The sequence below is a fragment of the Mesobacillus maritimus genome (assembly GCF_023715205.1).
Taxonomy (GTDB): domain Bacteria; phylum Bacillota; class Bacilli; order Bacillales; family Cytobacillaceae; genus Mesobacillus_B; species Mesobacillus_B maritimus_C.
Window position 1 is genome coordinate 77,827 of the sequence record NZ_JAMBNR010000010.1, and the last position, 15,568, is coordinate 93,394.

Annotated in this window: 12 protein-coding genes and 1 pseudogene; 12 read left to right on the forward strand and 1 reads right to left on the reverse strand. The window is 41.5% G+C overall.

Annotated elements, in window-relative coordinates:
* The first annotated feature begins 35 nt into the window (after positions 1-35).
* The 12 genes and pseudogenes from lspA (at position 36) to pyrE (ending at position 13,424) form a co-directional block, all read left to right on the forward strand.
* Positions 36-524, forward strand: a complete 489-nt coding sequence (gene lspA / locus M3182_RS15360) for a signal peptidase II (protein WP_251425724.1) — start codon at positions 36-38, stop codon at positions 522-524.
* A complete protein-coding gene (locus M3182_RS15365) occupies positions 499-1,410 on the forward strand; it encodes an RluA family pseudouridine synthase (protein WP_251425727.1) in 912 nt (303 codons plus the stop codon). Before lspA ends, M3182_RS15365 begins: the two co-directional genes overlap by 26 nt.
* 170 nt (positions 1,411-1,580) lie before the next feature.
* Positions 1,581-2,123 (forward strand): bifunctional pyr operon transcriptional regulator/uracil phosphoribosyltransferase PyrR, encoded by a 543-nt coding sequence (pyrR, locus tag M3182_RS15370; protein ID WP_251425729.1) that lies wholly within the window; start codon positions 1,581-1,583, stop codon positions 2,121-2,123.
* A gap of 266 nt (positions 2,124-2,389) precedes the next feature.
* A complete protein-coding gene (locus M3182_RS15375) occupies positions 2,390-3,691 on the forward strand; it encodes a solute carrier family 23 protein (RefSeq protein WP_251425731.1) in 1,302 nt (433 codons plus the stop codon).
* Between the two features lie 215 nt (positions 3,692-3,906).
* Positions 3,907-4,842, forward strand: coding sequence for an aspartate carbamoyltransferase catalytic subunit (locus tag M3182_RS15380; protein WP_251425733.1), 936 nt, complete (start codon positions 3,907-3,909; stop codon positions 4,840-4,842).
* Positions 4,805-6,091 carry a dihydroorotase gene (gene pyrC, locus M3182_RS15385; RefSeq protein WP_251425735.1) on the forward strand — a complete coding sequence of 429 codons (1,287 nt, stop codon included), beginning with the start codon at positions 4,805-4,807 and terminating at the stop codon, positions 6,089-6,091. The genes M3182_RS15380 and pyrC overlap by 38 nt, the downstream gene beginning before the upstream one ends.
* A pseudogene (locus tag M3182_RS15390) lies at positions 6,088-7,205 on the forward strand (carbamoyl phosphate synthase small subunit). The gene pyrC and the pseudogene M3182_RS15390 overlap by 4 nt, the downstream one beginning before the upstream one ends.
* On the forward strand, positions 7,172-10,390 hold the full coding sequence (gene carB, locus M3182_RS15395; protein WP_251425739.1) for a carbamoyl-phosphate synthase large subunit: 3,219 nt from the start codon (positions 7,172-7,174) through the stop codon (positions 10,388-10,390). Before M3182_RS15390 ends, carB begins: the two are co-directional and overlap by 34 nt.
* Complete coding sequence (locus M3182_RS15400; RefSeq protein WP_251558865.1) at positions 10,387-11,166, forward strand: dihydroorotate dehydrogenase electron transfer subunit; 780 nt, start codon at positions 10,387-10,389, stop codon at positions 11,164-11,166. The genes carB and M3182_RS15400 overlap by 4 nt, the downstream gene beginning before the upstream one ends.
* On the forward strand, positions 11,163-12,104 hold the full coding sequence (locus M3182_RS15405; protein WP_251425744.1) for a dihydroorotate dehydrogenase: 942 nt from the start codon (positions 11,163-11,165) through the stop codon (positions 12,102-12,104). Before M3182_RS15400 ends, M3182_RS15405 begins: the two co-directional genes overlap by 4 nt.
* Complete coding sequence (gene pyrF / locus M3182_RS15410) at positions 12,076-12,792, forward strand: orotidine-5'-phosphate decarboxylase (protein WP_251558867.1); 717 nt, start codon at positions 12,076-12,078, stop codon at positions 12,790-12,792. The genes M3182_RS15405 and pyrF overlap by 29 nt, the downstream gene beginning before the upstream one ends.
* On the forward strand, positions 12,789-13,424 hold the full coding sequence (gene pyrE / locus M3182_RS15415; protein ID WP_251425748.1) for an orotate phosphoribosyltransferase: 636 nt from the start codon (positions 12,789-12,791) through the stop codon (positions 13,422-13,424). Before pyrF ends, pyrE begins: the two co-directional genes overlap by 4 nt.
* Positions 13,425-13,820: 396 nt before the next feature.
* Here the strand turns inward: pyrE and M3182_RS15420 are convergent, their stop codons facing one another.
* On the reverse strand, positions 13,821-15,530 hold the full coding sequence (locus M3182_RS15420) for an Rqc2 family fibronectin-binding protein (protein WP_251425751.1): 1,710 nt from the start codon (positions 15,528-15,530) through the stop codon (positions 13,821-13,823).
* Positions 15,531-15,568 lie beyond the last annotated feature (38 nt).

A 15,568-nucleotide genomic window follows, 5' to 3' on the forward strand; every position in this document is an offset into this window, starting at 1 on the left:
GCAAAAGTAATCCATTTGATTTGGAGGTTACTTTTGTGTTTTATTACATAATTGCTGTATTGATCATTCTTTTAGACCAGTTCACAAAATGGCTAGTAGTGAAGTATATGGAATTGGGAGAAAGCATTCAACTTATTGAGAATTTCCTGTATTTAACCTCGCATCGAAATCGTGGTGCTGCTTGGGGAATTTTACAGGGGAAAATGTGGTTTTTTTACATTATTACAGTAATCGTAATCGTTGCACTGGTCCTTTATCTTGAAAAAGAGGCAAAAAACAATAAATTAATGGGGTTATCTATCGCTCTGATGTTAGGTGGAGCAATTGGGAATTTTATCGATCGCGTTTTCCGAAAAGAAGTTGTGGATTTTGTTAACACATATATTTTCGGATACGATTTTCCTATCTTCAATGTCGCCGACTCTGCTCTTGTCATCGGCGTCGGATTGATAATGCTTCAGATGATCAGAGAAGAGAGAGAGGCGAAACGTAACAAACATGGAAACAGTTCAAATAATAATTGAGGAAAGTTTGGCCGGAGATCGAATTGATAAGGCCCTCACAACAACAAATAAAGATTGGTCACGTAGTCAAATTCAGCAATGGATTAAAGACGGCCAAATTGTTGTGAATGGAAAAAACGTTAAGGCCAATTATAAATGTAGCTTAAATGATGTGATTGAAGTAAGGATCCCAGATCCAGAAGTACTTGACGTCATTCCCGAGGAAATGGATTTGGATATTTACTATGAAGATGCGGATGTGTTAGTGGTAAATAAGCCAAAGGGGATGGTCGTTCACCCTGCTCCTGGTCATTTAACAGGAACACTTGTCAATGGGCTTATGGCGCATTGTACGGACTTATCTGGGATTAACGGTGTGTTAAGACCAGGGATTGTCCACCGAATTGATAAAGATACTTCGGGTCTATTAATGGTGGCTAAAAATGATGTTGCGCATGAAAGTTTGGTTAACCAATTAGTGGCCAAAACGGTAACAAGAAAGTATAGAGCGATTGTTCATGGTGTAATTCCGCATGATTACGGAACGATTGACGCGCCACTTGGTCGAGACCAGAAAGATCGTCAAAGTATGGCGGTCGTTGATAATGGGAAAAATGCAATAACACATTTCAATGTGTTGGAGCGTTTCAAAGATTTTTCATTTGTAGAGTGTAAGCTTGAGACAGGTAGAACACACCAAATTCGTGTCCATATGAAATATATTGGTTATCCATTGGCTGGTGATCCGAAATATGGTCCAAGAAAAACACTTGATCTTGGAGGACAGGCTCTACATGCTGGTGTATTAGGATTTGAGCATCCTCGTACAGGCCAATATATAGAATTTGAAGCGCCTCTACCAGAGTACTTTGAAAATCTTCTAGATGACTTAAGAAATAATCATTGACAAACATGCAACAATAGACTAAGATTACGTTAGTTGAATAAGACCTTTAAACCAGTCCCGTGAGACTGAGAAGGATACGGATATAGTGACACTTGACAGTGGTCAAAGTATGCACAAAATCAAACCTCTCATCTACCGGTGAGAGGTTTTTTGTTAAAAGGAGTAGGGTCATGACTGAAAAAGCGATTGTACTAGATGAACAAGCCATTCGAAGAGCATTAACAAGGATTAGTCATGAAATTCTTGAGCGAAACAAAGGAATTGATGATTGTATCCTTGTTGGGATTCGCACTCGTGGAATCTATATAGCAGAACGTCTTGCTGAGAGAATTAAACAAATTGAAGGAAAAGAAATTCAAGTCGGTGAAATTGATATCACGCTTTACCGTGACGATTTAACCGTTAAAACGAAGGATCAAGAGCCACAAGTAAAAGGATCCGATATACCAGTTCAAATTGACAATAAAAAGGTTATTCTTGTAGACGACGTCCTTTATACAGGTAGAACAGTCCGAGCGGCTTTGGATGCGTTAATTGATATCGGCCGTCCAGCAAGTATACAGCTAGCTGTTTTAGTGGATCGCGGACATCGCGAGTTGCCAATCCGAGCTGATTTTGTTGGAAAGAATATACCTACTTCTAGTACAGAGAAAATTGTTGTCCAGCTTACAGAAGTAGATCAACAAGATAAAGTTTCAATCTATGAAAACTAAATAGTACCCTTTTAATTACAGTCCCGTGAGGCTGAAAAAGGGGGAACTCGTGGAGTTTATTGCTCCTCGTCCGAACCCTTTTTGTGCCCTCAAAACAAAAAGGGTTTTTATTTTAGGCTCTTTTCTCAAACTTTGTTGCATTTAGATATAAAGAGAAAAGAATTAACTGCGCATAAAATGGCTTATCCTGCGCTAAAATCGGCTTTAGGATCTTAACAACAAACTTTATGAAAATAGCCTTAGAAAAAGAGGAGGAGAAATACACCATGAATAAACCACTATTGGACGTAAAAGAAGTCCCTTCAACTTTTCAATTTATCACGCTAAGCCTCCAACATTTATTTGCAATGTTTGGTGCAACCATCTTAGTACCATTTTTAGTCGGTTTAGATCCTGCGATTGCGCTCATTTCAAGTGGATTAGGAACCATCGCGTTTATGATCATTACCAAATGGCAGGTTCCAGCATACTTAGGTTCATCCTTCGCTTTCATAGCCCCGATTATCGCTGCGAAAGCAGGAGGTGGCCCAGGGGCAGCAATGATTGGAGCCTTTCTAGCCGGTCTGGTTTATGGCACAGTTGCTCTTGCAATTAAAAAAGTCGGCTATCAATGGATAATGAAGCTGTTACCTCCAATCGTAACAGGGCCAATCATTATTGTAATTGGTTTATCTCTTTCTGGAACAGCTATAGATATGGCAATGAACGATGCTTCTGGGGAATACAGTTTGCTACACTTCTCCGTTGCCCTTGTAACTTTAGCTGTTACCATTCTTTGCTCCATCTACGCAAAAGGGTTGTTGAAAATGGTTCCGATTTTAATAGGAATTGTTGTCGGATATCTTTTTGCCTTAGCGGTTGGAATTGTTGATTTAACAGGAGTGAAAGAAGCAAACTGGTTTGAAATGCCGAATTTTATCTTCCCGTTTGTTCACTACGATGTGAGTATAACGTATGAGTTAGTATTGATTATGGTACCAGTTGCCCTTGTTACCTTATCCGAACACATTGGTCATCAGCTTGTATTAGGAAAGGTTGTCGGCCGTGATTATATTAAGGAACCTGGTCTACATCGTTCGATTCTAGGGGATGGAATGGCAACGATTATCTCCGCGTTGATTGGTGGTCCGCCGAAGACTACGTATGGAGAAAATATCGGAGTTTTAGCGATAACGAAGGTATACAGTGTTTATGTCTTGTTTGGTGCAGCAATTGCCGCAATTGTATTTGGCTTCATTGGTAAGGTTACAGCGTTGATTGGGTCAATTCCAACTCCAGTAATGGGCGGTGTTTCAATCCTACTGTTTGGAATCATTGCTTCGTCAGGTCTAAGAATGCTTGTTGAAAGTAAAATTGATTTTGGCAACAATCGAAACCTTGCGATCGCATCAGTGATTCTCGTCATTGGAATTGGTGGGGCATTCATCAAACTTTCGGAGGACTTCCAAATCGAAGGTATGGCATTAGCGGCTTTAATCGGTGTCATCTTGAACCAGATTTTACCGACCCAAAAGGATGAGGAACAAGTAGAAGAATTTGAAAGTCAGAAAGCAAATCACATAGCGTAATCACCTTTTAAAAATTAGTCCAGAGAGACTAGAAAGGGTGTGTTGATAAGTGGCCGAGGCTCACGCTGGTTTCACTTGTCCTTAAGCAGGTATCCCTGTGGAAAAGCACCCTGGATTTATAGACCAGGGTGCTTTTTTTATGGGATTATAGGCAAGGCTAACACACTCTTTTTTAAAATAGGGCAAAAAGGTTTACAAAAAAAGGAGGAAGGTCAATGAAAAATCATTTATTGACAACGACAGCACTTTCATCGGAAGAGATTCATTCAATTCTAGATACAGCTCAAGCATTTGCAGGCGGGATGGTGTGGAATCCAACAAGAAAAGCGTTTGTTGCCAATTTATTTTATGAACCTAGCACAAGAACAAAATCAAGCTTTGAAATGGCTGAGAGAAAATTAGGCTTAGAAGTGATTCCGTTTGAAGTGCAAACCTCCAGTGTATTAAAGGGAGAAACCCTCTACGATACAGTCAAAACATTAGAATCGATTGGTGTAAACACTGTTGTCATTCGTCATAGCATGGATCGATATTTTGAAACGCTTAAAGGCAGTCTAACAATACCGATAATAAATGCAGGTGATGGGTGCGGACACCATCCTACACAATCGCTACTTGATTTATTGACCATTAAACAGGAGTTTGGCGGTTTTCAGGGTCTGAAGATTGCGATTATAGGCGATATATCGCATAGCCGTGTTGCAAGATCGAATGCCGAGGCACTAAGAAAGTTAGGGGCAGAAGTAGTGTTCTCCGGCCCACCAGAATGGTTTGAAAAGCAGGAAGCAAATCGGTATGTCGACATTGATGAAGCGATCATGACTTCTGATGTCGTCATGCTTTTAAGGATTCAACATGAGCGCCATGGGGATGAGAGCATCGTGGATATACAGAACTATCATCGTCAATATGGATTAACAATTAAAAGGGAAAAGTTCATGAAAAAGGGCAGTATTATTATGCATCCGGCACCAGTCAATCGAGGAGTTGAAATTGCGGATAGCCTTGTTGAAGCGGAGCGCTCAAGGATTTTTAAACAAATGCAAAATGGAGTTTTTGTTCGCATGGCAGTTTTACAACGAGCACTTAAAAACATCGAAGGAGGAAAAAGTTATGACATTACTAATCAAAAATGGCCACTGGCTTACTAATACAGGGGAACTAGAAAAAGTTGAGATTTTCATAGAGGATGGAAAGATTAGTGAAATTGGCAAGGATATCAGCAAAACCGCACAAGAGACAATCGATGCAGAGGGAAAATTAATCGCTCCAGGATTTGTTGACCTGCATGTCCATCTTCGTGAACCAGGTGGGGAAAAGAAAGAAACGATCGCTACAGGAACTTTGGCAGCAGCAAAAGGCGGATTTACAACGGTTGCCGCGATGCCGAATACAAGGCCAGTACCAGATTCTAAAGAACAACTTGAAAATTTGAATCAGAAAATAAGTGAAACGGCTTCTGTTCGAGTTCTCCCTTATGCTTCGATCACAGTGCGAGAACTTGGAAGAGAATTAACCGACTTCGCTTCCCTAAAAGAAGCTGGGGCATTTGCGTTTACAGATGATGGAGTAGGCGTTCAAGAAGCAGGTATGATGTTAGCGGCAATGAAACAAGCCGCTGAAGTCGATATGGCAATTGTTGCACATTGTGAAGACAATACGCTTATTAATAAAGGCTCCCTTCATGAAGGAAAAACATCTGCAGAAATGGGCATCAATGGAATCCCTTCTGTATGTGAAGCCGTACATATTGCGCGGGATGTTCTCTTAGCTGAAGCAGCTGGGTGCCATTATCATGTGTGTCATATTAGCACGAAGGAATCGGTACGTACGGTTCGGGATGCAAAGCGAAACGGCATTCGGGTCACAGCAGAAGTTACGCCGCACCATCTTTTACTAAACGAGGAACATATCCCAGGAGATGATGCGAATTATAAAATGAACCCACCACTGCGCAGTCAAGAAGATCAGAAAGCGTTAATCGAGGGTCTCCTTGATGGAACGATTGATTTTATCGCAACCGATCATGCTCCACATACGAGTGAAGAAAAAGCGGAGGGAATTGAACTAGCGCCATTTGGAATTGTGGGTCTTGAAACAGCATTTCCACTTTTATATACAGAGTTTGTTGAAAAAGGAATCATCAGTTTGAAGCAATTGATTGAGTTCTTAACCATAAAACCAGCTGAATCGTTTAACTTACCATATGGCAGATTAGAAGTTGGCTCAGTGGCTGACTTGGTTTTACTAGATTTAGAGCATGAAGAACAAATTAATCCAGAACAATTTTTGTCAAAAGGAAAGAACACTCCATTTGGAGGTTGGAATTGTAAAGGTTGGCCAGTATTGACAGTTGTAGGCGGTAAAGTGGTATGGAGCAAAGGGAGGGTAACAGCATGAAGAGACAATTAATTCTTGAAGATGGCACCATTTTTAAAGGAACAGCATTCGGTAGTGAGAGCAATGTGATAGGCGAGGTTGTATTTAATACAGGGATGACAGGTTATCAAGAGATTCTTTCAGACCCATCCTACTGTGGGCAAATTGTCACGCTAACGTATCCGCTTGTCGGAAATTATGGAATCAACCGAGATGATTTTGAATCGATTACTCCTGCTTTCTCAGCTTTTGTTGTCAAAGAGGTAGCGGATTTTCCATCAAACTGGCGGAGCAAGCTTAGTCTTGATGAATATTTAAGAATGAAAAACATTCCTGGAATTGCGGGAGTAGATACTCGAAAACTAACAAAAATGATTCGTCAACACGGGACGCTTAAAGGTGCCATTTGTGGTAGTGAAGAAAATCCATTAGAAGTAATTGAAAGGTTACGTGCGACAAAGGTGCGCACTGATCAAGTCAAACAAGTTTCTACGAAAAGTGCTTATGCAAGTCCGGGACGTGGCTATCGCGTGGTCCTAGTTGATTTTGGGATGAAGCATGGAATTTTACGAGAGTTAATTAAACGAAATTGTGATGTGGTCGTGGTTCCTTACAATATAAATGCTGAAGAAATCCTTGCGCTAAATCCTGATGGAATTATGCTATCAAATGGCCCTGGAGACCCAAAGGATGTTCCTGAAGCAATTGAAATGATTAAAGGAGTTCTTGGCAAATTGCCACTGTTTGGAATATGCCTTGGACACCAATTGTTTGCGCTAGCTTGTGGAGCGGATTCCGTGAAAATGAAATTTGGACATCGTGGTTCAAACCATCCGGTAAAAGATTTAAAGTCAGGTAAAGTGGCAACCACTTCACAAAATCATGGTTATACCATTGAAGTGAGCTCGATTGTTGGTACCGAGCTTGAAGTGACACATGTTGCCCTAAATGATGGAACAATTGAAGGTTTGGCACATAAAAATGCGGCTGCGTTTACGGTGCAATATCATCCAGAAGCTTCACCAGGACCAGAAGATGCCAACGGTTTATTTGATCAATTTATTCGTTTAATAGAAACAGCTAAACAGGGGGATGCAAACTATGCCAAAGCGTAAAGACGTCAAAAGTATTTTAGTCATCGGGTCAGGTCCAATCGTGATTGGGCAGGCTGCAGAATTTGATTATGCCGGAACGCAAGCTTGTATCGCTCTAAGAGAAGAAGGGTATAAAGTAATTCTTGTAAACTCAAATCCAGCAACAATTATGACCGATACAGAAGTGGCAGATGTTGTCTACATAGAGCCGATTACACTTGAATTTGTGAGTCGCATTATTCGTAAAGAACGCCCAGATGCCATTTTGCCTACATTAGGGGGGCAGACAGGACTAAATATGGCTGTTGAACTTTCAAAGGCTGGTATTTTAGAAGAATGTGATGTCGAAATTCTTGGTACAAAACTAGAAGCAATTGAACAAGCAGAAGATCGAGAATTGTTCCGGAATTTAATGAATGAGCTGGGGCAGCCTGTACCTGAAAGTGAGATCATTCATACACTTGAAGAAGCTTATACATTCGTTGAACAAGTAGGATACCCAGTGATTGTACGCCCAGCCTATACATTAGGCGGTACTGGTGGTGGAATTTGTAGCAACGAGCAAGAGTTAATAGAAATTGTTGCTAGTGGATTGAAAAACAGTCCGGTCCATCAGTGTCTACTTGAAAAGAGTATAGCGGGTTTTAAAGAAATTGAATATGAAGTGATGCGGGATGCAAACGACAACGCCATTGTTGTCTGTAATATGGAAAACTTTGATCCAGTCGGAATTCATACGGGTGATAGCATCGTTGTCGCGCCTAGCCAAACGTTAAGCGATCGCGAATATCAATTATTGCGGAATGCTTCATTAAAAATTATCCGCGCATTAAAAATTGAAGGTGGCTGTAACGTCCAGCTAGCGCTTGATCCGGACAGCTTTAACTATTATGTCATTGAAGTGAACCCAAGGGTAAGCCGCTCTTCAGCTTTAGCATCAAAAGCAACTGGTTACCCAATTGCCAAACTAGCGGCGAAAATCGCTGTTGGTCTTACATTAGATGAAATGATCAACCCGGTAACAAATACTTCTTATGCTTGTTTTGAACCAGCCCTTGATTATGTTGTAACAAAGATTCCACGCTGGCCATTCGATAAGTTTGAATCTGCAAATCGCCGGCTTGGAACGCAAATGAAAGCGACCGGGGAAGTCATGGCGATCGGAAGAACACTTGAAGAGTCATTATTAAAAGCGATTCGTTCACTCGAAGCGGGCATCTATCATTTTGAGTTGAAAGATGGGGAAACCTTTGATGATGCTTTGATTGAAAAAAGAATTCGTAAAGCAGGCGATGAGCGGTTATTTTATATCAGCGAAGCCCTTCGTCGAGGAGTCAGCATCGAAACAATTCATGACTGGAGCAAGATCGACTTGTTTTTCCTTTATAAATTAAACAAGTTGATTCAGTTTGAAACAAAACTAAAAGGATGTCCGTTTGAAGTGGAAGTAGGCAAAAAAGCGAAGGAACTTGGGTTTTCTGACAAGGCGCTTGCTACGCTTTGGAACTCAGATGAAACAACGGTCTACCACTGGAGAAAAACTTCTGGTCTTGTCCCTGTTTTTAAAATGGTAGATACGTGCGCTGCCGAATTTGAATCAAGTACACCGTATTTTTACAGCTCTTATGAAGAGGAAAACGAATCGCTAAGAACGGAGCGAGAAAGTGTTGTTGTGTTAGGCTCAGGACCAATTCGAATCGGTCAAGGGGTTGAGTTCGATTACGCAACCGTGCATTGCGTAAAAGCGATTAAAGAAGCTGGTTATGAAGCCATCATTATTAACAATAATCCTGAAACAGTATCAACAGACTTTAGTATTTCTGACAAGTTGTATTTTGAACCGTTAACAATCGAAGATGTCATGAATGTCATTGACTTAGAACAACCAAAAGGAGTTGTCGTTCAATTTGGCGGTCAAACAGCGATTAACCTTGCAGATGGGCTTTCTAAATTAGGAGTGCAAATTTTAGGTACATCTCTTGAAGATGTAGATCGTGCTGAAAATCGCGACAAATTCGAGCAAGCGATGATGGAGTTAGATATTCCGCAGCCAAAGGGAAATACAGCGATGTCTGTTGGAGAAGCAGTAAAGATTGCTGAAGAGATTGGTTATCCGGTACTTGTTCGTCCGTCTTATGTCCTTGGTGGCCGCGCAATGGAAATAGTCTATAAAGAAGAAGAACTTCTCCACTATATGGAAAATGCTGTGAAAGTGAATCCTGAACACCCAGTGTTGGTTGACCGCTACTTGACTGGAATGGAAATCGAGGTTGATGCCATCTCTGACGGAGAGACAGTGGTAATTCCGGGAATCATGGAGCATATTGAACGCGCAGGAGTACACTCTGGTGACTCAATAGCTGTCTATCCTCCACAAAGCTTAACGGATGAAGTGAAAGCAAAATTGATTGACTACACGGACAGATTAGCAAAAGGGCTAAACATTATTGGTCTTTTAAACATTCAGTTCGTTGTCGCAAATCATGAGGTGTTTGTGCTTGAAGTGAACCCTCGATCAAGCCGGACGGTTCCTTTCTTAAGTAAAATTACACATGTCCCAATGGCGAAGATTGCCACAAACGTGATCATGGGTCAAACACTCCGTGAACAAGGATATGAGTCAGGACTTGTACCAGAACAAGAAGGAGTTTATGTAAAAGTTCCTGTATTTTCGTTTGAAAAGTTGAGAAGAGTAGACATTACACTCGGCCCAGAAATGAAGTCAACTGGGGAAGTAATGGGAAAAGATACAACCCTTGAAAAGGCGCTTTATAAAGGGATGATTGCAGCTGGAATGAAGTTTAAAAATTACGGTACCGTGCTCTTAACGGTTGCAGATAAGGATAAAGAAGAAACGGTTGAAATCGCAAGAAGATTTGCTGAAATCGGCTATCAGCTTGTTGCGACAAGTGGAACTGCTCGCTACTTAGAAGCAGCTGGTATAAAAACAACAACCGTTGGTAAAATCGGTTCTGAAGGTCCGAACTTGATTGATTTAATTCGGGGCGGAAACGCGCAGCTTGTGGTAAATACATTAACTAGAGGAAAACAGCCTGCACGCGATGGCTTTAAAATACGTCGCGAGTCTGTTGAAAATGGCGTTCCTTGCTTAACCTCCCTTGATACCGCAGAAGCCATTCTGCAGGTATTAGAATCAATGACCTTTTCAGCAAGCGCGATGGTCCAGCCTGAAACAAAATCAGTTAAAGTGGGTGTCACGCAATGATCATAAACGATCAGTGTACTGTGGTTTCTCAGCAACAAATTGCAGAATCCATTTTTGAGCTAGTTTTGTCAGGGAAAATTGTTGAGGAGATGAACGAGCCAGGAAGATTTGTTCATATCAAAGTGACAGAAGGGCTCGACCCGATGTTAAGAAGGCCGATTTCCATTGCGGCTATTAATAAACGAAGCAATGAATTTACGATTATTTATCGGAAGCAGGGGCGGGGAACCTCCCTGCTTGCTAATAAAAAGAGCGGCGAAACAGTCGATATTTTAGGTCCGCTTGGAAATGGATTTTCTGTTGCAGAAGCAAATATCGGGGAGACAGCGGTACTTGTCGGTGGCGGCATTGGCGTACCGCCTCTGTATGAACTTGCGAAACAGCTTGTCGCCAAAGGAGTAAAGGTCATCAGTATCCTCGGTTTTCAATCTCAATCAGCGGTTTTCTACGAAGAAAAGTTTGCTAGTTTAGGAGAAACGTATGTAACTACGGTAGATGGGACTTATGGGAAGAAAGGATTCGTAACCGATATCCTCGGGGGTCTGGTCGTTCAACCTGATGTGATTTATTCTTGTGGACCAACTCCAATGTTAAAAGCAATCGAGAAAGGGCAATACGCAGCAAAAGTATTTTTATCATTAGAAGAGCGTATGGGTTGCGGCATTGGAGCTTGCTTTGCATGTGTCTGCCATACAAAAGACGATCCAACCGGTCACACTTATAAAAAAGTATGTACGGACGGACCAGTTTTTGAAGCGGGAGAGGTGGCAATATGAGCAGATTGAATATCGAACTTCCGGGATTGTCATTAAAGAATCCGGTTATGCCAGCATCAGGCTGTTTCGGGTTTGGGAAGGAGTATAGCCAACTCTATGATTTAAATGTCCTCGGAGCAATCATGATTAAAGCAACAACCCCTGAGCCACGTTTTGGAAATCCGACTCCAAGGGTGGCAGAGACTCCAGGAGGCATGCTTAATGCGATCGGTTTACAAAATCCAGGCTTGGAGAAGGTTGTCTCGGAGGAGCTTCCTTGGCTAGAACAATATGAAGTTCCAATTATCGCGAATGTAGCTGGCTCAACAGAAGAGGATTATGTTAGGGTGGCTGAAGTGATTTCGAAGGCTCCAAACGTTCATGCACTTGAATTGAACATCTCTTGTCCAAATGTGAAAACAGGTGGAATTGCCTTTGGAACTGACCCTGAAATGGCCAAGAATTTAACGAAAAAGGTAAAGGCCGTTTCTGAGGTTCCTGTTTACGTTAAGCTTTCCCCAAATGTTAGCAATATCGTTTCAATTGCAAAAGCGGTTGAGGATGGCGGTGCAGATGGCTTAACAATGATCAATACGCTTTTAGGAATGAGATTGGATTTGCAGACGGGTAAACCAATTCTTGCTAATCGTACGGGTGGCTTGTCTGGCCCTGTTGTTAAACCAGTAGCATTGCGGATGATTTATGAAGTTAGTCAGCAGGTTCACATACCGATTATCGGAATGGGTGGAATTCAATCGGCCGAAGATGTGATTGAATTTTTCTATGCAGGGGCAAGTGCAGTAGCGGTCGGTACGCAGAATTTTATTGACCCTTTTGTGTGCCCAACCATAATTGATGAGCTACCGCAGCTTTTAACTCAACTAGGGTATCAACATATTTCTGAATGTACAGGAAGGAGCTGGAAGCAGCATGAACAATTCGCTTATCATCGCGCTTGATTTTCCTGATAAAAAGAAGGTTGAAGAATTTTTACCTTCATTCGGGAATGAAAAACTATTTTTAAAAGTAGGCATGGAATTGTTTTATGCTGAAGGTCCATCGATTGTTACGTATCTAAAAGAACAGGGACATGATGTGTTCTTGGATCTTAAACTACATGATATTCCCAATACTGTTAAAGGTGGGATGAGAAACTTAGCTAGATTAGGCGCTGATCTGGTCAATGTCCATGCAGCCGGTGGTCGTGAAATGATGGAGGCGGCTTTAGAAGGTCTTGAAGCTGGAGTTGGCGTCGGTGAGAAACGACCTTTTTGTATCGCTGTAACACAATTAACCAGTACTTCAGAAACGCAAATGAGCCGGGATCAGTTGATAACAGTCTCACTTGAGGAATCTGTTTGTCATTATGCGTCCGTAGCTCAGCAGGCAGGTTTAGACGGAGTCGTTTGTTCTGCACATGAAGCAAAGATGATTTCTGAGCGGGTCGGAGAAGGATTTTTAAAAGTGACTCCAGGAATTCGTCTTGCAGGAGGCGGCGCTGGCGACCAAAAACGAGTGGCAACTCCAAAGTTTGCTAGAGGCGAAGGTGCTTCCGCAATCGTAGTTGGGCGCCCAATTACACAGGCAGAAAATCCACTAGAAAGTTATTTAGCACTGAAAAATGAATGGGAAGGTGTATTGCTGTGAAAAAACAAATTGCAGGAAGACTACTAGATATTGAGGCAGTATCATTAAAACCAAACCAACCATTTACTTGGTCTTCCGGATTAAAGTCGCCAATTTATTGTGACAATCGGCTAACTCTTTCCTATCCAGAGGTTCGTAAAGAAATTGCAGCAGGCTTAAAGGAATTGATTGTGGCCCATTTTCCAGATGTTGAGGGAGTTGCTGGAACAGCGACTGCAGGAATTCCGCATGCTGCATGGGTGAGTGATTTGCTTGAGTTGCCAATGAGTTATGTGCGTTCGAAAGCCAAAGGCCATGGAAAAGGAAATCAGATTGAAGGGAAAGTATTAGCTGGGCAGAAAGTAGTAGTAGTGGAGGACTTAATTTCAACGGGGGGAAGTGTCATCAACGCCGTTGAAGCATTACGAGAAGCTGGTTGCGAGGTACTTGGTGCCGTGGCCATATTCACATATGAGTTAGAAAAAGGGAAAGAATTGCTTAAGGAAGCTGGAATTGAAGTGTTTTCGCTGACAGATTTCACCACCCTAGCTGAAGTTGCCCGTGAACGAGAAGAAATTAGTGAAGCGGATCTTGCGAAGTTAGCGGAATGGCGGAAGAACCCAGCTGAGTGGGGAGCAGAGGTAGTTAAATAAGCTAGTTGATTTGATTGACTGTTCGTAGCTGGTACTTTCTTTGGGTGAGTAACGTGGCCATAATACAGGATATTAGGAGAAATCGGCACGGTAGAAAAATCTATCGTGCCCGAACTGCGTGAGCGAGTAGGAAAACGGTAACGATAGAAGAATGTATCATTCCCGCAAAATGTAAGATGAGATAGAAATAGGTATAATGGATTCCGGTTGCAGTAGCTATTTATGAATGATGAAAGATACATGAAGCAAGTTTCCAGAAGAAACTGGAAAAAAAGTGCACCATGAAAGCTTCAAAGAAGCATGCTATTAAAAACTTTACAACCAAGATAAAGCTAAAAATAAAAAAAGCGTCGAACGTAACTCGGTAGCCATTTTCCGAGTCACGTTCGACGCTATTTATTTTTTCAGAGCTAATACCATATCTTCGTCTGGTGTAACATAAACGGTCTGTTGTTGTTCATAGATGACAAATCCTGGTTTCGCGCCTGCTGGTTTTTTTACATGGCGTACTTTTGTGAAATCAACCGGGACAGAACTGGAACTACGGGCTTTGCTAAAATAAGCAGCAATGGAGGCCGCTTCTAAAATGGTTTGCTCGGATGGTTCTTTGCTGCGAATGACAACATGGGAACCAGGAATATCCTTTGTATGCAACCAGATGTCGTCCCTTGCAGCAGCTTTATTTGTAAGATAGTCATTTTGCTTATTGTTTTTCCCAACAAGAATTTCAGTTCCATCTGATGATTGGTAGTGTTCCAGAACAATCTTGGCTACTTGATTTTTCTTATTTCCACGCTTTTGTCTTTGGCGGATATATCCACCTTCAACGAGTTCATCGCGAATTTCTTGAATGTCTTTCGGAGAAGCTGCTTCAATTTGCTGTTGTAAACCTGCAAAGTAAGTGACTTCATCCCGTGCATGGTTGATTTGTTCTTCAACGATTTTTAAAGCATTTTTTGCTTTCTGATAGCGTGTAAAATATTTTTGGGCATTTTCTGATGGAGTTTTTCTTGGATCTAACGGAACCGTCACGTTCTCTCCATCCTCGGAATAATAATTCAACACGCTGATTTCTTTCATGCCTTTTTCAGCCGCATAAAGGTTTGCCGTCAATAATTCCCCAAATAGCTGATATTGCTCGGCGTTTTTGGCTTCCACTAAAGTGCGTTCGAGTTTTTTAATTTTTTTCTCGTTTTTCTCTTTTTCATTTAAAATAAAGCGCTCTAAGTCATTCGCTTGCTGCTTTACTCGGTCGCGCTCCGCTTTGCCAAAATAAAAACGGTCAAGAAGTTCACCTGTAGTTTCAAACTTTCGTGTCTCTCCGTTTAAGTGCTCAAGTGGGAGGATATAAAAATACTCTTTCCCTTTTGACACGATGATGGATGGCTGATAAAGGTGTTCTTTTAATTCGTTCATGACATCCACAAACGCTTTCGGAAGTGTTGTTCGATTGGCAAGTCCAGCACGAAACACAATTTCTTTTGCGATCAGAGGTGACATTCCCGCGAAATTTTGAACAAGTTGTTTGTCCAAAAGCCCGCTATTAAAATCAATACGTCGAAGTATTTCCTCTTCATTTACCTCAAACGGATTTATTTTATCTTGTGCAGGAGGCATGATGTATTCTTGACCAGGTTGTATTGCACGATGTGTATTAACCGCGAATGAAACATGCTTAATGCTGTCAAGAATCATATTTCGTTCCTTATCAACGAGAACAATATTGCTATGGCGCCCCATTATTTCTACGATGAGCTGTTTATAGGAAACATCGCCGATCTCATTGCGCCCTTTCACTTCAAAAATAATCATTCGGTCTAGCCCAGATTGATGAATATCCTCGATTATATAGCCTTCAAGATGTTTTCGGAGAAGCATGCAAAACATCGGTGGTTCACTTGGATTCTCATATTGATCATTTGTTAGTTGCACTCTTGCGTAGCTAGGATGAGCGGAAAGGAGAACTTTATGATTGACTCCACCTGCTCGGATGACCATTAAAATTTCGTTTTTAAAAGGTTGATGAATTTTATTCACTCGTCCTCCTTTTAAAACACTGGATAATTCATTGGTCACGGCTCTTGTAAATAATCCGTCAAATGACATGTGCAAAACATCCTTTTCATTTTCTTCTCTATTATCAT